The following is an 18768-nucleotide window of genomic DNA, read 5'->3' on the forward strand; positions in this document are numbered from 1 at the left end:
TCCTCCGCTCCCCGGCTCAGCGCGCCTCGGGTGTACGTTGGCTACAAGGGTTTCGGGTAGCCGTCTCAGCAGGGAGCCGCTGTGAAGCAGATGGAGGTCGTCGGCGTCCGGGTCGAGATGCCCTCCAACCAGCCCATCGTCCTGCTGAAGGAGACCGACGGCGATCGGTATCTGCCGATCTGGATCGGCGCGGTCGAGGCGACCGCGATCGCCTTCGCCCAGCAGGGCGTGCTGCCGGCGCGCCCGCTCACTCATGATCTGTTCCGGGACGTGCTCGAGGCCTTCGACGTCCAGTTGCGGACGGTGAACATCACCGCCCTGCGGGAGGGCATCTTCTTCGCCGATCTGGTGTTCTCCAACGGCGCCGAGGTGAGCGCCCGTCCCTCGGACTCCATCGCCCTGGCCCTGCGCACCGGCGCGTCGATCTTCGCGAGTGAGGACGTGCTCGAAGAGGCGGGCGTGGCGATCCCCGACGAGCAGGAGGACGAGGTCGAGAAGTTCCGCGAGTTCCTGGACACGATCTCGCCGGAGGACTTCGGCCGCGCCACCTGAGCACCCTCCCGGAAGACTCCGCTGAGTAGCAGGATCGTAATCCCGGGGGAAAAGTTCCTCCCGGCTTCGCGGGAACTTTCAGGGCGCGAAGAGCGTCACCTACATGGGCAGGTGCCGTCGATAGCGCCGATTATGGGGTTTAGGAGATGTCGTAACGGTTTGTGTTGGCTGCGACGCGCCGACGGCGAACGTTGACCCTGCAGAGGCCGCGACCTACCGTGCTGCTTGAACACCCGCGGCGTAATTCCGTCAAACCCCCTTGGTGGATCGCTGCGGATGATAGAGCCGGAGGTCCGCGTGGCGGCAAGCAGCGGCGAGGGCAAGGCGACCCGCGAAAGGCATGATGCGTCTCAACGCGCCGGGGAGCAGGGGCTCCTGTTCGGCGGGAGCGTGTCGCCCCTGCCCGACGACGTCGGGTTCCGCGGCCCAACGGCATGCGCCGCGGCGGGCATCAGCTACCGCCAGCTTGACTACTGGGCGCGCACGGAGCTGGTGGTGCCCAGCGTGCGTTCCGCCCAGGGGTCGGGATCACAACGCCTGTACAGCTTCCGCGACATCCTCGTGCTGAAGGTCGTCAAGCGCCTGCTCGACACGGGGGTGTCCCTGCAGCAGATACGCATCGCCGTCGAGCACCTGCGAGACCGCGGGGTCCACGATCTCGCACGGATCACCTTGATGAGCGACGGCGTGAGCGTCTACGAGTGCACGTCCCCTGACGAGGTCGTCGATCTCCTCCAGGGCGGCCAGGGGGTGTTCGGCATCGCGCTGGGGCGGGTCTGGCAGGAGGTCGAGGGCAGCCTCGCCGAGATGCCCGCCGAACGCGTGGACACGGGCGGGGACAGCCCGCACGACGAGTTGGCCAGTCGCCGCCGGGTGCGCAAGACCGGTTGACCCGCAGATCTTCTCGAGAGCGGATGGAATTGAGCGTCACGCAGCAGGGCGACAAGGAGTTCACTCGGTCGCCGAGCCACTTCACCGACCGCATCACCGCCGACGGCTCCTCGCCCTGGCCGGTCGAGGCCGGCCGGTACCGCCTGGTGGTCAGCCGCGCCTGCCCGTGGGCGAGCCGGGTCGTGATCGTACGGCGGCTGCTCGGCCTGGAGAAGGCGATCTCGATGGCGATCGTCGACCCGATCCAGGACGAGCGCAGCTGGCGGTTCACGCTCGACCCGGACGGCCGTGACCCCGTCCTGGGCATCCGCTACCTCTCCGAGGCGTACCAGGCGGCCGAGCCGGGCTACGACGGCGGCGTGAGCGTCCCGGCGATCGTGGACGTGCCCAGCGGGCGGCTGGTGACCAACGACTACCCGCAGATCACCCTGGACCTGTCCACCGAGTGGACGGCCCATCGCCGGCCGGGCGCGCCGGACCTGTACCCGGAGCGGCTGCGCGACGAGATCGACGCCGTCAATGAGGACGTCTTCCGCGACGTGAACAACGGTGTGTACATGTGCGGCTTCACCCGGGACCAGGCGGCGTACGAGCGGCGCTTCCGCCGCCTGTTCGAGCGGCTCGACGTCCTGTCCGAACGGCTGGAGCGCCGCCGCTACCTCGTCGGCGACTCGATCACCGAGGCCGACATCCGGCTGTTCGTCACCCTGGTCCGCTTCGACGCCGTCTACCACGGCCACTTTAAGTGCAACCGCAGCAAGATCGCCGAGATGCCTGTCTTGTGGGCCTACGTCCGTGACCTATTTCAGACGCCGGGTTTCGGGGACACGGTCGACTTCGACCACGTTAAGCGGCACTACTACTACGTCCACCACGAGATCAACCCGACCAGGATCGTCCCGCTCGGCCCAGACCTGAGCGGCTGGACCATCCCGCACGGCCGCGAGGAGCTGGGCGGCCGGCCCTTCGGCGACGGCACTCCGCCCGGCCCCGTCTCCGCGGCGGAACGCGTGCCCGACCTGCCCTGATCACCGGCGATCCGTGACGCGTCGGGCGCCGGGGACGGTCAGATCGCGCCTTTGCGCTGGAGGTAGGACAGGGACGCCCAGCCGGGCAGGACGGGCAGCCAGAACGTGTGCAGCCGGAACAGCAGCACCGCCGACGTCGCCGTCCCCGCTGGCAGTCCGGCGAGGGTCAGCCCCAGTGACAGGGCGCCCTCCACGGCGCCGAGCCCGCCCGGCGTCGGAGCGGCCGAGCCCAGGGCGTTACCGGTGAGGAACACCACCGCGACCGTCGTCAGGCTCAGCGAGCCCCCGAACGCGCGGATCGACGCGTCCAGGCAGACCACGAAGGCGATCGTGAGCAGGATCGTGCCGCCCAGGCCCGTCGCGAGCTTCTTGGGCGACTGCAGCACGTCCAGCAGGCGGGGGAGCACCCCGGAGAACATCGACCGCATCCGCGAGGCGACGAGCCGCCGCAACGGCCCGATCGACAGGACGAGGATCGCCAGCACGGCCGCCGCGAGCAGCGAGACGATGATGATCCGCGACGGCGGCAGCGACGGCCCGCTGTTGCTGCCGGTGATGTAGCCGAACAACGCCAGCATGAGGATGTGGAAGACCATCCCCGTCAGCTGTGACGCGCCGACGCTCGCGGCCGCCTGGCCGGCCGGCACGCCGGCCCGCTGGAGGTAGCGCGTGTTCACCGCGATGCCTCCGACGGCGGCGGGCGCCACGAGCTTGACGAAGGACGCGACGAGCTGCACCAGGATCGTACGGCCGAGCGGCAGCCGCTCCGGCACGAACCCGATCAGCATGAGGGCCGCCGCCAGGTAGCTGATCGCCGAGGCCAGCCCGCCGACGGCGAACCAGCGCCAATCGGCGTGGGCCACCAGATCGGGCAGGTTGACGTTGCCGAGCTGGGACAGGAGCAGGTACGCCCCGACGGTCCCGGCGATCACGCTCAGCAGCGTGCGCGGCCGGAAACGGTCGAGCCGCAGCGGCTCGGAGGCCGTCACGAGCTCCGGCCGCAGGACGCGGATCTGTTCCCGGATCCGGCTGAGCAGCTTCCTGTCCCTGCGCAGCGCGTTCCTCGTCGATCGGGCGAGCACGACGTTCTGCAGCAGCGGCACGGCGCCGCCGAGGGCGTCGGCGCCGAGCACATCGGCGGCCGTGCGCACCGCCCGCTCGGCGCCGACGCGCAGGGCCAGCTCGGTCAGGAGCTGCGCCAGATCGATCCGGAGGACGAGGTCGCCGGCCGCGGTCTCACCGGCGCGCAGGTCCACGAGGTACGGCCGCCCGGCCTCGTCGACGAGGATGCTCTCGCCGCCCAGGCGGCGGTGCGCGAGACGCCGGTCCTGCAGGTGCTTCAGCTGGGTCCAGACCGCGGCGAGCAGTTCGTCGGTCAGCTCCTCGTCGGGAAGGTCGGCGAGGCGCCTGCCGGGAACGCGCTCGTAGGCGAGCAGCGCGGCCTCGCTGCCCACCTCCGACGTCGCCAGCAACCGCGGGGTGGAGGCGCCCGCCGCCGCGACGGCGTAGGCCATCAGCGACTCCTGCTCCAGCGAGTGCCGCAGCGACCGGATCGTACGGGGCGGCATCCCGCCGCGCAGCCGCGCCCGCCGCCACAGGCGGTAGAGCAGCCCCGCCGTCTGCTGGTCGCGGTCGAGCACGGCGACGTCGACGGTCCGGCCATCAGTGAGCGCGGCCGTATAGCGACGGGTGTCCTCGGGACCGTCGCCCGCGCGCGCGGCGCGGACCGGGACCAGGCCGACGCGACGGAGAGCGGCCATCACCGCGCCACCGGGCGGGCGGATGTTGGGGGAGCCGACCGCGTAGAGGGTGCCGTAGCCGACGGCGCGGCCGATGAGGTACGTGGTCAGCACCGCCAGCGGCGTGATGGCGCCGGTCGCCAGCGACGCGACGGCGTCCAGGCCGATCACGCCCCAGGTGACGAGCTGCCAGCGGGTGCGCCCGCCCAGCCCCACGGCGGTGACGTAGGCGATGACGGGCGTGATGTCGATGTGCGCGGGCCCGGGGAACCACCCGCCGTGCCGCTTCCACGTCAGATACCAGGCGAGGTCGCGCATGCCCGCCGCGGTGATCCACGAGTCGAGGGCGAGGGAGACGCCGAGCGCGACCACGGCGGCCAGCACACCGATGGCCACCCGCAGGCCGTTGCGGCGGATCACGCGGTCCACGCCGAAGGCGACCGGGACGGCCAGAACGCCGATTCCGGAGGCGAGGTTGGCGAGTGTGAGGAGCAGGTGCGGTGCCCGCTCGGTGCCGTGGGCGATGTCGGAGGCCAGGCCGCTGGTCGTGTGCCGCGCCACGTGGGCCAGCGCCAGGATGAGCACGATGACGCCCACCGACAGCAGGAAGCGGATGGCGTCCGCGGGCCGCCGGATGCGCCGGGGCAGCGACGGCTCGTCGACCGGCACCTCTGCCGTTGGGGCGGGCGGGGTGTGCGCGGGCGGAGAGGCAGGGCGGCCGCGGGCCGGTTCCGTGGCCCCATTCGCCGCCGGGTCCACCTGGACGGCGGGCGGTGGGGGAGGATTTCCCTGAACGGCGCGGTCGGTGCCGGGTGGCCGGCCGGAGGATTCGTTCACGGACACGCTGAGAATCCTCCCAGCCCATCGTCCGGAGCGCGCCGGGGGCGTCCGTTGTGTCGTCCGATCGATGCCGTGGCGGAGGCGCGGGTCAGATCCCGAGCCGGGTGCCGATCCCGTCCAGGACGCATTCCAGGCCGAATTCGAACTGCCACTGCGCGTCGTCCTCGTTGGAGCCCTCGATGATGTAACGGGTGAGCGTGGGGTACCGGTCGAGCCCCATCAGCCACCGTACATACGGCAGGTGGGCGAGCTTCGTCTCCTCCTCCGATTCCCGGCCTTCCTTCCGTGCGGCCTCGCGCTGAACGACCTCGCCGGCCGTCGCCCCGCGTACGAACGCGTTGACGGTGCCGAACACGGCCATCATCGCGTCGACATCGAGGGCGAGGCCGTCGAGCGAGTGGAGTATGTCCTCGACCCGCGCGATCAGGTTGGGCGTGAGCGCGTGGGGGACGCGCGCGAACGCCGCGGTCAGCCAGGGATGCCGCAGGCCCACCGCGCGGAGCTGGTGGGCGAAGCTCCGTGCGAGGTCCCTCCAGCCCGCGTCCGGCGGGAGCTCGATCTCGGCGGACACCGCGTCGATCATGAGCTCGAGCAGGTCGTCCTTGCTCGAGACGTAGCGATAGAGCGCCATGGTGGCGACACCCAGGCGCTCGGCCAGGCGCCGCATGGAGACGGCGTCGAGCCCCTGCTCGTCGGCGATCTCCACCCCGGCTCGCGCGATCTGGTCGTGGGTCAGCGTGGGCCGGGGGCCGCGGCCGGGGCGGTCGAGGCGTTCCCAGATGGTGACGCGCTGCTCCGGCGCTGTGGCGTCGTCGCGGTCGTCCGGCGTCATCGGGTCCCTTTCCGCAGCTGAACGCGTACATCGTATCAGCGCTTGTACGGCGTACGCAGATGCGCGTACTCTGTACACAGTCGCGTGTACGACGTACGCTGTTTTCTTGAGGGGTGGCCATGGATGATCCAGAGATCGCGGTGTGGGCCGAGGGCCTGCGCAAGCGGTTCGGCCGGACGGAGGCTCTGCGCGGGCTCGACCTGGAGGTGGTGCGGGGCACGGTCTGCGGGCTCCTCGGGCCGAACGGCGCGGGAAAGAGCACGGCGGTGCGCGTGCTGACCACCCTCGCCCTGCCGGACGCGGGGCGGGCACGGGTGGCCGGGTACGACGTCGTACGCGACGCCGACGAGGTGCGTTTCCGCATCGGTCTGGCGGGCCAGCACGCGTCGATGGACGACAGGCTCAGCGGCCGCGACAACCTGCGGATGTTCGGCCGCCTCTACCACCTGCCCGAGCGCGTCGCCCGGGCGAGGGCGGACGAGCTCCTCGAGAGGTTCGGCCTGGCGCACGCCGCCGACCGCATCGTGAAGACCTACTCCGGCGGCATGCGGCGGCGCGTCGACCTGATCGCCAGCCTGATCATCGCGCCGCCGGTGCTCTTCCTCGACGAGCCGACCACGGGGCTGGACCCACGCAGCCGCGGCGAGATCTGGGACACCATCCGTGAGCTCGTCGCGGGCGGGACAACGGTCGTGCTCACGACGCAGTACCTGGACGAGGCCGACCAACTCGCCGACCGCATCGCGGTGGTCGACCACGGACGGGTGATCGCCTCCGGCACCCCCGACGAGCTGAAGGCCACGATCGGCACCCGGGTCGACGTCGTCGTCCGGGACGTGGCGACGCTGGAGACGGCGGCGATGGTGCTGAAGAGCACCACCGGCGCCGAACCCGAGATCGACCGCGCCAACCGGAGGGTCGGGGTCCCGGTCAAGGGCTCGGTGTCCTTCACCGACATGGTGCGCGAACTCGACCAGGCGGGTGTCACGGCCGAGGACGTCGCCATGCGCCGCCCGACGCTCGACGAGGTGTTCCTCCGCCTCACCGGCGAGCCCACGGCCGAGGAGGCGGCGGCATGAGTCTCACGACCACCGACACAGGGATGGTGCTCCGGTGAGCGTCCTGCAGATCCCGACGCGTCCCGTCTCCGTCGCCGGACGACTCCGATGGGCGCTGGCCGACGGGTGGACGGTCGTACGGCGAAATCTCGCCCACCTGAAGTCGCAGCCGGGACAGCTGATCGCCGAGCTGGTCTTCCCGGCGGTCATGGTGCTGATGTTCGGCTACGTCTTCGGCAGTGCCATCCCGATACCGGGCGGGGGAAACTACCGCGAGTATCTGATGCCCGGCCTGTTCGGGATGACCGCGTTCACCGGCGTGCTGGCCACCGCGACGGTGGTCGCGCAGGACGCCGGCCGCGGTGTCATGGACCGGTTCCGGTCGATGCCGATGGCGCGGTCGGCGGTGCCGTTCGGGCAGACCGGAGCGGACATCATCACCGGTGCCCTGGCCATGGCGGGCATGGTCGTGTGCGGCTTCGCCATCGGCTGGCGTCCCCATGAGGGGCCGGCCCGGACCATGGCGGCCTTCGGTCTCCTCGTCCTGCTGCGCTACGCGATCAGCTGGGGCGGGGTCCTGCTCGGGCTGATGATCAAAGAGGAGACGCTCGACAAGCTCGTTCCGCTGATCTTCCCGATCACGATGGTGTCCAACTCCTTCGTGCCGACCGGGGGCATGCCCACGTGGCTGCGCGTCATCGCCGACTGGAATCCCGTGAGCGCGATCGTCGCGGCGTGCCGGGACCTGTTCGGCAGCCCCGGCACCACGGGGAGCGCGCACCTCGTGTGGCCGCTCGCGCATCCCGTGGTCGCGACGCTGCTGTGGTCGATCGTCCTCCTGGTGCTCTTCGTCCCGGCCTCGGTGCACCGCTACCGGACGGTCGACCACTGACAGGTCGACGCTCCGGCCGCCGGGCCGACCGGGCGGCGACCGGATCAGGTGGCCGGGAGCATGTGCCGGGGATCAGAGCCGGGGGCGGGGAGCGGTGAGCGGGAGTCCGGGACGGGCGGCGCGGGATCAGAAGGCGGCCCCGCCGGCGTCCCGGCCGACGGTCCGGGGCATGGCCATAGCGTTGGGGAAAGGGATGGCACCGGCCTCGATGATTCGCTCCGCGAGCGGGCGGAGCAGGTCGGTCAGCCGGGCCGCGCCGTCCGGGCCGAGGGCCTCCAGAGGCGGGCGGGCGAGCCGGTCGGTGGCGTCCTCGATCGCCTGCCGCTCCGCCCGCCCTTCGGAGGTCAGGGCGCCGTCCGCGTCGAGGATGCCCCGGACGCGCAACCGGTCGGCGGCGGCCGCCCACTCCTGCCCGGTCCAGCCCCGGAGGTCGCGCTGCTCGGGCGGGGTGAGGCCCATCGCCCCCGTGACGACGTTCGCCTCACAGCCGTCGATCCCGGCCGTGAGCAGAACGGCGACGTGCCCGTCCCCGCGGAACTCCCGGAGCGCGGTGACGGCGTGCCACAGCGCCAGGTGCGGCTCGGCGGGCCGGGGCAGGGCGGCATGCGCCGCGAACAGGACGCGACCCGCTGCCGGCGACGCCTCCACCGCCCGCATCGCCAGGGCCGCGGCCTCCGCGACGTCGGCCGAGTCCACCAGGTCGCCGAGCAGACGGCGCAGGGACCGGTCGGCGACGGCCGTCCGGGCGGCCAGCACGGTCTCGGGTGAGGAGTACCTCCAGGCGTCCGGGATCGCGCGGGCCACCATGCGCGGCGCGAAGTTGGAGAACGCCGCCGTGACCACCTCGGGTGACGGCGCGCCGAGGGCCGCCGACCGGGAGGCGAAGTAGCCCATCCAGAAACCCTTGAGACCCGCGTCGGCGTACAGCGCTCGGGTCTCCGGTGCGAAGTAGACGAACGCGTGACACGACTCGATCAGACGCCAGGTCTCGTCCACCGGACCTCCTCGTCTCCGTGGCCCGGCCCATCGTCGCACGATCACCTGTGCGGACGGATCGCTCGGTGAAGGGGACACGCGAGAGTGGCCATGGACCCCCGGACCGTGGGGGAGGGCGGCCGGGGCCGTGGGGGAGGGCGGGGCCTCCGGTAGGGTGGAAGCGCCGTCGACCTCGTACGGGAGAGCCCTCGCACAGTGTGGTGCGGGGCGCCGAAGGAGCAACCCTCCCCGGAACCTCTCAGGCAAAAGGACCGTACGAGTGAGGCACCTCTGGAAAGCAGGGCCGGTGATCCACGTGGTCGCCGGGCCTCACCGAAGGTGCAAACCGCGTTCCGGCGCGGTGAAGCTCTCAGGTCCACCTGACAGAGGGGGAGACCGGCCACCGGCCTGCCCGGTGGTGGTTGCGCATCCATCGCACCAGGAGGCTCCCCAATGACCGAGGTCCCCTTCGCCGACCGGCACATCGGGCCGTCCCGCACCGACCGCGCCGAGATGGCCAAGGCCGTCGGCTTTCCGAGTGTCCAGGCCCTCGTCGACGCCGCGGTTCCCACGGCGATCCGCACCGACCGGCCGCTCGACCTGCCTCCCGCGCTGACCGAGGTGCAGGCGCTGGCCCGGCTGCGCGAGCTGGCCTCGGAGAACCAGGTGCTCACCTCCATGATCGGCCTGGGCTACCACGGCACGGTCACCCCCGGAGTGATCCTCCGCAACGTCCTGGAGAACCCCGGCTGGTACACCGCCTACACCCCGTACCAGCCGGAGATCTCCCAGGGGCGCCTGGAGGCACTGCTGAACTTCCAGACCGTCGTGAGCGACCTGACGGGGCTGCCGGTCGCGAACGCCTCCCTGCTCGACGAGGGCACCGCGGCGGCCGAGGCGATGACCCTCGCGCACCGGGCCGCCAAGGCCGGGGACACCTTCCTGATCGACGCCGACGCGTTGCCCCAGACGATCGAGGTGATCCGCACCCGCGCGCTGCCGCTGGGCCTCGACGTGGTCGTCGCCGACCTGTCCGCGGGCCTGCCGGACGGTGAGTTCTTCGGCGTCCTGCTGCAGTACCCGGGCGCGAGCGGCGCCGTGCGCGACCTGTCGGCCGTGACGGACGCCGCGCACGAGCGCGGCGCACAGGTCGTCGTGGCCGCCGACCTGCTGGCCCTGACGCTGCTCACGCCGCCGGGGGAGTTCGGCGCGGACATCGCGGTCGGCACGTCGCAGCGGTTCGGCGTGCCGTACGGTTTCGGCGGTCCGCACGCCGGCTACATGGCGGTGCGCGAGGGCCTGCAGCGGCAGCTGCCCGGCCGTCTCGTCGGCGTGTCCGTCGACGTCGACGGCGACCCGGCGTACCGCCTGGCGCTGCAGACGCGTGAGCAGCACATCCGCCGGGAGAAGGCCACGAGCAACATCTGCACCGCCCAGGTGCTGCTGGCCGTCATGGCGAGCATGTACGCCGTCTACCACGGCCCGGAGGGTCTGCGGGGCATCGCCGAGCGGGTGCACGCGCACGCGGTGCGCCTCGCGGGCGGGCTCGCCGCGCTCGGCGCCGAGATCGTTCACGAGACGTTCTTCGACACGGTCCTCGCCCGCGTCCCCGGCCGGGCCGAGGAGGTCGTGCGCCGGGCGCGCGAGCGCGGCGTCAACCTGCGCCTCGTGGACGCCGACCACGTGGGCGTCGCCTGCGACGAGACGACGACGGACGAGCACGTCACCGAGGTGTGGCGGGCGTTCGGCCTGGCCGAGGACGAGTCCCTGTCCGTCATCCCGGGCGCCGCGCTGCCCGCGGAGGTCCGCCGGCAGAGCGACTACCTGACGCACCCGGTGTTCCACGCGCACCGCTCGGAGACGGCGATGCTGCGCTACCTCCGCCGCCTGCAGGACAAGGACATCGCGCTGGACCGCTCGATGATCCCGTTGGGCTCCTGCACGATGAAGCTGAACGCGACGACCGAGATGGAGCCGATCACCTGGCCGGAGTTCGCGCAGATCCACCCGTTCGCGCCGCTGGAGCAGGCGCGCGGCTACCTCCGGCTGATCGGGGAGCTGGAGGCGTGGCTGGCCGAGATCACCGGGTACGCGAAGGTGTCGGTACAGCCCAACGCCGGCTCCCAGGGCGAGCTGGCCGGCCTTCTCGCCGTGCACGGTTACCACGCCGCCCGCGGTGAGGGTCACCGCGACGTCTGCCTCATCCCGTCATCCGCGCACGGCACCAACGCCGCCAGCGCGGTCATGGCCGGCATGCGCGTGGTCGTCGTCAAGAGCACCGACCACGGCGACATCGACCTCGACGACCTGCACGCCAAGATCGACAAGCACCGTGACCGGCTCGCCGCGATCATGGTGACGTACCCCTCGACGCACGGCATCTACGAGGAGACGATCACCGAGGTCTGCAAGAGCGTGCACGACGCGGGCGGCCAGGTGTACGTCGACGGCGCCAACCTCAACGCCCTCGTCGGGCTGGCCCGGCTCGGGGAGTTCGGCGCGGACGTCTCACACCTGAACCTGCACAAGACCTTCTGCATCCCGCACGGCGGGGGCGGCCCCGGCGTCGGCCCGGTGGGGGTGCGCGAGCACCTGGTGCCGTTCCTGCCCAACCACCCGCTGCGGCCCGAGGCCGGCCCGGAGACGGGCAGCGGCCCGATCTCCGCCGCGCCCTGGGGTTCGGCGGGCATCCTGCCGATCTCGTGGACCTACATCGCGATGATGGGCGCCGACGGGCTGCGCGCGGCCACGGAGACGGCGGTGCTGGCCGCCAACTACGTCGCGAAGCGGCTGTCGGAGCACTACCCGGTGCTCTACACCGGCCGGGGCGGTCTGGTCGCGCACGAGTGCATCATCGACCTCCGCAAGATCGCCAAGGACACGAAGATCACGGCGGAGGACGTCGCCAAGCGGCTCGTCGACTACGGCCTGCACGCGCCGACCCTGGCGTTCCCGGTCGCGGGCACTCTGATGATCGAGCCCACCGAGAGCGAGGACCTGGCCGAGCTCGACCGCTTCTGCGACGCGATGATCGAGATCCGCCGGGAGATCGAGCGGGTGGTGGCCGGGGAGTACGACGCCGACGACAACCCGCTGAAGAACGCCCCGCACACCGCCGCGTCGCTGCTCACCACCGACTGGAAGCACTCCTACGGCCGGGAGGACGCGGCGTACCCGCTGCCGGCCCTGCGGGAGAACAAGTACTGGCCGCCGGTGCGCCGCATCGACCAGGCGCACGGCGACCGCAACCTGATCTGCTCCTGCCCGCCTCCGGAGGCCTTCGAGTCCTAAGGCCGGGCCCGCGAAAGACGGCGGGACCGCGGGTCGCCCCGCGGTCCCGCCGTCTCATGGTGCCGTCAGATCCGCTTTTTGGCGGTGCAATAGTGTGTTCCGCCGCGCTCCTCGGGGTGACGACCGTCGCCGGTCGCGGCGAGCGATGAGTTCTCCGGCTCCCGGTGGTCTACCGTGAGTGGCCTGCGAATCCGCAGGTCAGGGGATCACTTGTCGGGCGCGACCGCGTCGCCGGGTGTCAGGACGCCCGGGCACGGAGAGGAGTGAGCATGAGCGGGGTACGCGTACTGGTCGGCACGCGCAAGGGCGCGTTCATCCTGACCTCGGACGGCCGGCGGGAGGACTGGGAGATCAGTGGCCCGCACTTCGGCGGCTGGGAGATCTACCACCTCACGGGGTCCCCGGCCGACCCGTCACGGCTGTACGCCTCCCAGTCCACCGGCTGGTTCGGGCAGCTGATCCAGCGGTCCGACGACGGCGGCCGGACGTGGGAGGCGGTGGGCAACCGGTTCGAGTACGACGGCGTCCCCGGCACCCATCAGTGGTTCGACGGCACGCCGCACCCCTGGGAGTTCGCACGCGTCTGGCACCTCGAGCCGTCGCCGGCCGACCCGGACACCGTGTACGCCGGGGTCGAGGACGCCGCGCTGTTCCGGACGAAGGACGGCGGGCAGACCTGGCAGGAGCTGCCCGGCCTGCGCCGCCACCGCTCGGGACCGTCCTGGCAGCCGGGCGCGGGCGGGATGTGCCTGCACACGATCATCTTCGACCCGTCCGACGCGCGGCGGATGTTCGTGGCGATCTCGGCCGCGGGCGCGTTCCGGACCGACGACGGAGGCGAGACCTGGCGCCCGATCAACCGCGGCCTGCACACCGAGGGCATCCCGGACCCCGACGCCGAGGTCGGCCACTGCGTCCATCGCCTCGCGATGCACCCGTCGCGGCCGGAGGTCCTCTTTATGCAGAAGCACTGGGATGTCATGCGGACCGACGACGCCGGCGAGTCGTGGCACGAGATCAGCGAAGGCCTGCCGTCGGACTTCGGCTTCCCGATCGCGGTGCACGCCCACGAGCCGGACACCGTGTACGTCGTGCCGATCAAGAGCGACTCCGAGCACTACCCGCCGGACGGCCGCCTGCGGGTGTACCGGAGCCGTACGGGCGGGGGCGACTGGGAGCCGCTCACGAAGGGCCTCCCGCAGCACGACTGCTACGTCAACGTGCTGCGGGACGCGATGGCCGTCGACTCGCTCGACTCCTGCGGCGTCTACTTCGGCACGACCGGCGGGCAGGTGTACGTCTCGGCCGACGCCGGGGACACCTGGGCGCCCATCGTCCGCGACCTCCCGGCCGTCCTGTCCGTCGAAGTCCAGACGCTGCCGTGATCCGCGTCGTGCTGCCGGCGCACCTGAAGGCGCTGGCGAAGGTCCAGGGTGAGGTGGAGCTCGACGTGGCCGCACCGGTGACGCCGGGCTCCGTCCTCGATGCCCTGGAGGCCCGCTATCCGGTGCTGCGCGGGACCATCCGCGACCACGGCACGCACCGGCGCCGGGCGTTCGTCCGCTACTACGCCTGCGAACGGGACCTCTCCCACGACCCGCCGGACATGCCGCTCCCCGAGCCGGTCGCGGCGGGCACCGAACCGTTCATGATCGTCGGCGCCATGGCAGGCGGCTGACCTGCTTGCCGCCGCTGTTGACGGATGGACGTCTGCTTTGTCTGGTTGGTGACGTCAACAACGGCGCCAGAGTCGTCGCCTGTCCGTAGGCGGAGACGACACGCCATCGCGTGGCTGCGGCGTCAGGCCATGCCCGCCAGCTTGTAGAGCACCAGCGACCCGGCGACGGCGACGTTCAGGCTCGCGCCCGTGCCGATCATCGGGATCTCGACCACCTCGTTCAGCAGGTCGAGCGCCTCGGGCGGGATCCCGGTCTGCTCGTGGCCCAGCACCAGCACCGTACGGCCGCGGGCCATCGGCAGGTCGGCCAGCCGTACGGCGTCCTCGGCGAGTTCGATCCCGAGGATCCGGGTGCCGTCGTCGCGCCGGTCGGCCAGCCACCGGCACGGGTCGTTGACCCAGTGCACGCACCCGCCGGTCCGCAGAGTGTTGCCGCGCCGGAGCGCCTCGGGCACCCAGGGCCATCGTGGGACCGCCAGGCAGGCCCCCACGGCGTCGCACGTACGCAGCAGCGTGCCGAGATTCGCGCCGTGCAGCGGCCACAACGGAGCCGCGATCAGATGGTCCCAGCAGCTGTGGGCGCGTCGACGCCGGCCGGTGCGCAGGTCACGGCGGGAGCGGACCCGGATCGCCCGGCCTGCGGGCGTCTCCGTGCTCACCTCGTACGGGCGCGGGCGCCCTTCCGGAGAATCGTCATGTGCGGCGTCCTTGGCGGCGGACGCGGGCCATCGACATGCCCGTGATCGACCGGGCGGTTGACGCCGATCGTACTCCGCACCCGACGGGAACGGGCACCAACGGAGGATCGAGGACATCGGCCACGGTGAATTGGCCCAGCGAGCATGCCCACCACAAGTGCCGTATGCGAATTGCGACGAACTGCTTGCGGAGAGTCACATTCAGTCGGACGATGTGACCTCCAGGCTCCCCCTCTCGGCGGGGCCGTTCCCCCGAGGAGTCATCATGGCGATCAAAGACAGCCCGACCTTCCGGCGGCGTCGCGTGGCGATGGAGCTGCGGCGGCTCCGCGAAGGCGCCGCCCTCACGCTGGAGCAGGCGTCGGAGCACCTGGAGTGCTCCCCGACCAAGCTCAGCCGGATGGAGACCGCCCGCACGCCGCTGCACCCGCGCGACGTGCGCGACCTCCTCGACCTGTACGGCGTCACGGACGAGAAGGTCCGCGAGACGCTCACGGGCCTCGCGCGCGACTCGCGCAAGAAGGGCTGGTGGCAGGGGTACGACGACGTCCTGCCCGCCAAGTTCTCGATTTTCCTGGGGCTGGAGACGGCCGCCTTCTCGATCGAGGCGTACCGCTCCCAGCTCCTCTACGGTCTCTTCCAGACCCCCGATTACGCCCGCGCCCTGATGAGCGTGGACGTCCTCCGCCTCTCGCCCGAGGAGGTCGACCGCCGCGTCGAGCTGCGCATGGCCCGGCAGGAGCTCCTCACCAAGGAGGACCCGCTGCGCGTCTGGGCGATACTCGACGAGTCGGTCCTCCACCGCGTCGTCGGCAGCCGCCAGGTCATGCGCGCCCAGCTCCAGCACCTGCTCAGACTGGCTGAACGGCCCAACGTCGTCATCCAGCTCCTCCCGTACGAGGCGGGCCCGGTGCTGATCACGGCGGAGTCGTTCGAGTTCCTCCGGTTCCCCGAGCCGACCGATTCCCCGATCGTCTACATCGAGCACTCCACCGGCGGCCTCTATCTGGAACGTGAGGAGGAAGTCCGGGAGTATAGGAACAGGGTCGATCATCTGATCGCGAACGGCGTGAGCGTCGAGAAGTCGCTCGCGATGATCGCAGCGGTGGCGGCCGAGCTGTAGCCCATGCCCGGAAGGGGCCATCGTGACCGCACCGGATCTGGTCGGCGCCGTCTGGCGCAAGAGCGTACGCAGCAACGCCCAAGGTGGCTCCTGCGTGGAGATCACGGCGGCGTCTTGGCGCAAGAGCAGCCGGAGCAACCCCGAAGGCGGAGACTGCGTGGAGGTCATGGCGGTACCGTGGCGCAAGAGCGCGCGCAGCAATGCCGAAGGTGGCTCCTGCGTCGAGGTGACAGTGGTCGTCCGCTGACGCTGACGCTGAGGCGGGTCCTGCCGGGTCAGGGGTGCCGCGCGAGGGCGGCGTCGAAGAGGGGCCAGCCGTCGAGGCGTGCGTGCGTGGCGGGGTTCCAGTCTCGGGTGAGGGCCTCGTCGAGGAGGGCTCGTACGACGTCGGGCCGGTTCAGTCCATCGGGCGGGACGGGAGGCTCGGTGAAGGGCCGATCTGGTGGGCGATTCGGCGCGATCCGGCCCCGTACGCGCTCGCGGTCACCGAGCGTTCGGCGCGACTCCTGCTCGTCGGTGCCCGAGCCGGCGACATCGGCGGTACAGAAGGGGACGAGGCGGGCCCGGCCCCGTTAGGCTCATCCCACACGGCGGCGCCTACCCCCAAGGGCACGGAGAATGAGTGCGAGTGACGAGGCATCACCACGGACCCCGGCCGACGGGTTGTCGTGCGATCGGAGGGAGCGATGAGCACGCCCCCCGGAGAGGCGACGGCCGATCCGTCGACCCATCTCGAAGAGGCTCGTAACCACGCGGAGAACGGCGATCTGGACCGCGCCGCCGAGTTGTTCCGCAGGGTCCTGGAGACCGGCGACACGGCGGAGCGGGCGCAGGCGGCCCTGGGCCTGGCGGTGGTGCTGGAAGGACGCGGCGATCACGAGGGTGCCCGGGAGGCCGACCGGCTCGCGATCGCGACCGAGGACCCCGAGTACGGCGCGCGCGCCGCGTACCACCTGGCGTTGTCCTGGGAGCGGGCCGGCGGGCGCGACCAGGCACGCGACGCCTGGCGGACCCTCGTCGACTTCGGCAACCGCGCCTACCTCCCGCCCGCGTACCTCGCGCTGGCCCAGATCGCCGACGAGGAGGGCGACACCCGCCGGGCGTGCGAGTGGTGGGAACAGGCCATCGCCACCGGCGACGAGGAGTACGCCCCGGTCGCCGCCCATGACCTGGCGCTGCGCCTGATCGACTGGGGCGAGCCCGCGCGCGCCCAGCGCGTGCTGGCCGGCGCCCTGGATCTCGTCGACCGGAACCGCGACCCGCAGGCGCACGCCCGGCTCGCGGTCAGCCTCGGCATCGCCCACCTGGAGCAGGCGATCAACGCGTTCGGCAGCGTGACGCCGGGAGAGGACGCCGACCCGGAGGTCGTCCCCCTGGCCATCGAACTGCTCGCCCGGACGCTTCCGCTGCGAGGCCGGGACGAGGCCGCCCAGGAGATCTGGCGGCGCGGCCTCGACGACCCGGCGCTCGGCGAGGACGTACGGGCCCGCCTGCGCCGTACGTTCGCCGCCGACGGGGAGGACGTCTGGTGGGAGGACGAGGTGGAGGCCGCCGTGCGCGCCAACTCACTACCGTTGCTCACCAGCGAGGCGTTCGGGGCGCTCGACCACATCTACGCGCTGATCGCCACGCGTTACACCAAGGGCGGGGAAGGCCTGTCCGCCGAGGCGTACGACGTGCTCGGGGAGGCCGTCCGGGTGCCCGCCGACTATCCGTGGGGGCGCGCGCTGCAGGAGAGCTTCGCCGAGCGCCTGCGGCAGGCGATGGGGTCGGACGTTCCCGTGCTGCCCCCGAACTGGCCCGACGCCGACTGATCACCCCGCGGGCCGAGACGCGAGAGAGGCCGGCCACCGCCGCGTGCGGGGCGGGCTCGGCCGCCACCGACGCCGTCGGTGGCGGCCTCTCTCGCGTGCGTCAGCCCTCCGAGTGTCGCTGGAGCCTGGCGAGCGTCAGGGCGTCATCTCCGTTGATCCCCGGAGACCTCTCCCATCGCGCATCCGAGACCGGTTCCGGTCAGGCCAGCGCTCGGAATGAGTAGTTGTGCTCATGCCGCGCACAGGGCTTTCCGGCGGTGATCGAGACCATGCTGATCTCACATCGAGGCCTGCTGCGCGGTGCCTGGGTCGCCGTGGCCGGCCTTCTCCTCGTCGGCTGCGGGACGGTGAGGGCCGGCTCTCCGGTCCGACCGCCGCCAGCCGGTCAGGGCACGCCGACAGGCACGCCGCCACCCTCCAGGACCGCCCCCCTCTCGGTTCCTCAGGAGACACCGCGGCAGGGCGACGGCGCCCCGCACTACTCCGAGAACAACGGCTGGAAGTACCGCGCGCCCCTGTCGGACGAGGACACGCGCCTCGCCCGGGCGGCCGCGGATCGGATACGGCCTGTACTCCAGCGTCTGCTCCGGGAAAACGACCTCTCCGTCGACTCCGTCGAGCGGGAACTGCCCCGTCTCGGTCATCCGCGCGAGCGCGTCGACGTGCAGCCGATCGTCTCGCACCTGATGTCCACCGCGTCGCCGGTGCCCGGCGCGGCCTACGCGGTCCTCGTCGGCCGGCGCGCCTGCGTCGACGGAGGCGTCAGACCGGGCAGTTTCCATCTCCAGATCGAAGGGACCATCGCGGACGGAGGGTGCCTCGAGCCCTTCGCGCACTGAGCGCGGTGGAGCTGGCGCCGTCGACCGGCCCGTCCACCGGCGAGGACCGGAGAGTGCGATCAGTCGGCGACGTCGCGCTGGGCGACGACCTTGGTGATCCGGACGCGGACGAGGTACTCGCCGGGCACGCCGTTGCGTTTGCCGTACTCCTCGGCGCGGTCCGCGCCCATGTAGCGGGCGCCGATCTCGGTCGCCCACCGGCGTACCTCGTCGACATCCTCGGACAGCGACGCCTCGCCCCACAGGGAGACGAAGGAGAACGGCGGGGTCTGGTCGTCGGCGCTGATGGCGATGCGCTGGTCGCGGCGGAGCGCCTTGCCCTTGACCCCCGACTCGTGCGTCGTGAACACCAGATCCGGCCCGTCGAGGAGGAACCAGATCGGTGTGACGTGCGGCGCGCCGTCGGCCTTGACGATGGCCGCCTTGCCCGTACGGGTGCCGGTCATCAGGAAGTCGCGCCACTCTTTTTCGGTCATGGTTTCGGCCATGGGTCGATTGTCCCCGGGCGGCGCGACGAC

General features: G+C 71.6%; 17 protein-coding genes and 1 riboswitch. Of the genes, 12 read left to right on the plus strand and 5 right to left on the minus strand.

The genetic code is table 11. The annotated features are described in order from the left end of the window. The first annotated feature begins 81 nt into the window (after positions 1-81). From NE236_RS01915 to NE236_RS01925, 3 genes are all read left to right on the plus strand, one after another. Positions 82-552: a bifunctional nuclease family protein gene (locus tag NE236_RS01915; protein ID WP_252840005.1), complete on the plus strand. Its 471-nt coding sequence runs from the start codon at positions 82-84 to the stop codon at positions 550-552. 297 nt (positions 553-849) lie between these two features. Further along, a complete protein-coding gene (locus NE236_RS01920) occupies positions 850-1443 on the plus strand; it encodes a MerR family transcriptional regulator (RefSeq protein WP_252840006.1) in 594 nt (197 codons plus the stop codon). Positions 1444-1466: 23 nt separating this feature from the next. After that, entirely contained in the window at positions 1467-2471 is a 1005-nt protein-coding gene (locus NE236_RS01925; RefSeq protein WP_252840007.1) for a glutathione S-transferase family protein, read from the plus strand. Between the two features lie 38 nt (positions 2472-2509). On the opposite strand, the gene NE236_RS01930 is transcribed toward NE236_RS01925, so the two are convergent. After that, positions 2510-5053 (minus strand): lysylphosphatidylglycerol synthase transmembrane domain-containing protein, encoded by a 2544-nt coding sequence (locus NE236_RS01930; protein ID WP_252840008.1) that lies wholly within the window; start codon positions 5051-5053, stop codon positions 2510-2512. Between the two features lie 85 nt (positions 5054-5138). Beyond that, the gene (locus NE236_RS01935) at positions 5139-5882 is read right to left on the minus strand and encodes a TetR/AcrR family transcriptional regulator (RefSeq protein WP_252840009.1); all 744 of its coding nucleotides are present in this window, start codon (positions 5880-5882) and stop codon (positions 5139-5141) included. A gap of 119 nt (positions 5883-6001) precedes the next feature. On the opposite strand from NE236_RS01935, the gene NE236_RS01940 reads away from it, so the two are divergent. Both NE236_RS01940 and NE236_RS01945 read left to right on the plus strand, forming a co-directional pair. Next, a complete protein-coding gene (locus NE236_RS01940) occupies positions 6002-6961 on the plus strand; it encodes an ATP-binding cassette domain-containing protein (protein ID WP_252840010.1) in 960 nt (319 codons plus the stop codon). 34 nt (positions 6962-6995) lie between these two features. After that, on the plus strand, positions 6996-7832 hold the full coding sequence (locus tag NE236_RS01945; protein WP_252840011.1) for an ABC transporter permease: 837 nt from the start codon (positions 6996-6998) through the stop codon (positions 7830-7832). Between the two features lie 126 nt (positions 7833-7958). Here the strand turns inward: NE236_RS01945 and NE236_RS01950 are convergent, their stop codons facing one another. Then, entirely contained in the window at positions 7959-8828 is an 870-nt protein-coding gene (locus NE236_RS01950; RefSeq protein WP_252840012.1) for an SCO6745 family protein, read from the minus strand. 167 nt (positions 8829-8995) lie between these two features. Continuing rightward, a riboswitch (glycine riboswitch) is annotated at positions 8996-9092 on the plus strand. 168 nt (positions 9093-9260) lie between these two features. On the opposite strand from NE236_RS01950, the gene gcvP reads away from it, so the two are divergent. The 3 genes from gcvP to NE236_RS01965 all read left to right on the plus strand — a co-directional run bounded on the left by gcvP (position 9261) and on the right by NE236_RS01965 (position 13776). Further along, the gene (gcvP, locus tag NE236_RS01955; protein ID WP_252840013.1) at positions 9261-12098 is read left to right on the plus strand and encodes an aminomethyl-transferring glycine dehydrogenase; all 2838 of its coding nucleotides are present in this window, start codon (positions 9261-9263) and stop codon (positions 12096-12098) included. Between the two features lie 269 nt (positions 12099-12367). Next, entirely contained in the window at positions 12368-13483 is a 1116-nt protein-coding gene (locus tag NE236_RS01960) for a WD40/YVTN/BNR-like repeat-containing protein (protein WP_252840014.1), read from the plus strand. Further along, positions 13480-13776, plus strand: a complete 297-nt coding sequence (locus NE236_RS01965; RefSeq protein WP_252840015.1) for a MoaD/ThiS family protein — start codon at positions 13480-13482, stop codon at positions 13774-13776. The genes NE236_RS01960 and NE236_RS01965 overlap by 4 nt, the downstream gene beginning before the upstream one ends. 122 nt (positions 13777-13898) lie before the next feature. Here the strand turns inward: NE236_RS01965 and NE236_RS01970 are convergent, their stop codons facing one another. Next, the gene (locus NE236_RS01970) at positions 13899-14435 is read right to left on the minus strand and encodes a TrmH family RNA methyltransferase (protein ID WP_252840016.1); all 537 of its coding nucleotides are present in this window, start codon (positions 14433-14435) and stop codon (positions 13899-13901) included. 304 nt (positions 14436-14739) lie between these two features. Here NE236_RS01970 and NE236_RS01975 point away from each other — a divergent pair, with 304 nt between their 5' ends. The 4 genes from NE236_RS01975 (at position 14740) to NE236_RS01990 (ending at position 18250) form a co-directional block, all read left to right on the plus strand. After that, complete coding sequence (locus tag NE236_RS01975; protein ID WP_252840017.1) at positions 14740-15597, plus strand: helix-turn-helix domain-containing protein; 858 nt, start codon at positions 14740-14742, stop codon at positions 15595-15597. 22 nt (positions 15598-15619) lie between these two features. After that, positions 15620-15844, plus strand: coding sequence for a DUF397 domain-containing protein (locus tag NE236_RS01980; RefSeq protein ID WP_252840018.1), 225 nt, complete (start codon positions 15620-15622; stop codon positions 15842-15844). A 439-nt stretch (positions 15845-16283) separates the two neighbouring features. Continuing rightward, positions 16284-17411 (plus strand): tetratricopeptide repeat protein, encoded by a 1128-nt coding sequence (locus NE236_RS01985; RefSeq protein WP_252840019.1) that lies wholly within the window; start codon positions 16284-16286, stop codon positions 17409-17411. A 269-nt stretch (positions 17412-17680) separates the two neighbouring features. Further along, positions 17681-18250, plus strand: coding sequence for a hypothetical protein (locus tag NE236_RS01990; RefSeq protein WP_252840020.1), 570 nt, complete (start codon positions 17681-17683; stop codon positions 18248-18250). Between the two features lie 59 nt (positions 18251-18309). On the opposite strand, the gene NE236_RS01995 is transcribed toward NE236_RS01990, so the two are convergent. Beyond that, the gene (locus NE236_RS01995) at positions 18310-18738 is read right to left on the minus strand and encodes a PPOX class F420-dependent oxidoreductase (protein ID WP_252840021.1); all 429 of its coding nucleotides are present in this window, start codon (positions 18736-18738) and stop codon (positions 18310-18312) included. Between the last annotated feature and the right edge of the window lie 30 nt (positions 18739-18768).

Origin of the sequence: Actinoallomurus purpureus, from assembly GCF_024055795.1 — a bacterium.
In the GTDB taxonomy this organism is placed as follows: Bacteria; Actinomycetota; Actinomycetes; order Streptosporangiales; family Streptosporangiaceae; genus Actinoallomurus; species Actinoallomurus purpureus.

Excerpts from the sequence above, each read along its gene's own strand:
- gcvP (WP_252840013.1), top strand. The coding sequence starts at position 9,261 with ATGACCGAGGTCCCCTTCGCCGACCGGCACATCGGGCCGTCCCGCACC.
- NE236_RS01975 (WP_252840017.1), top strand. The coding sequence starts at position 14,740 with ATGGCGATCAAAGACAGCCCGACCTTCCGGCGGCGTCGCGTGGCGATG.
- NE236_RS01935 (WP_252840009.1), bottom strand. The coding sequence starts at position 5,882 with ATGACGCCGGACGACCGCGACGACGCCACAGCGCCGGAGCAGCGCGTC.
- NE236_RS01990 (WP_252840020.1), top strand. The coding sequence starts at position 17,681 with ATGCTGATCTCACATCGAGGCCTGCTGCGCGGTGCCTGGGTCGCCGTG.
- NE236_RS01960 (WP_252840014.1), top strand. The coding sequence starts at position 12,368 with ATGAGCGGGGTACGCGTACTGGTCGGCACGCGCAAGGGCGCGTTCATC.
- NE236_RS01940 (WP_252840010.1), top strand. The coding sequence starts at position 6,002 with ATGGATGATCCAGAGATCGCGGTGTGGGCCGAGGGCCTGCGCAAGCGG.
- NE236_RS01925 (WP_252840007.1), top strand. The coding sequence starts at position 1,467 with ATGGAATTGAGCGTCACGCAGCAGGGCGACAAGGAGTTCACTCGGTCG.
- NE236_RS01995 (WP_252840021.1), bottom strand. The coding sequence starts at position 18,738 with ATGGCCGAAACCATGACCGAAAAAGAGTGGCGCGACTTCCTGATGACC.
- NE236_RS01985 (WP_252840019.1), top strand. The coding sequence starts at position 16,284 with ATGAGCACGCCCCCCGGAGAGGCGACGGCCGATCCGTCGACCCATCTC.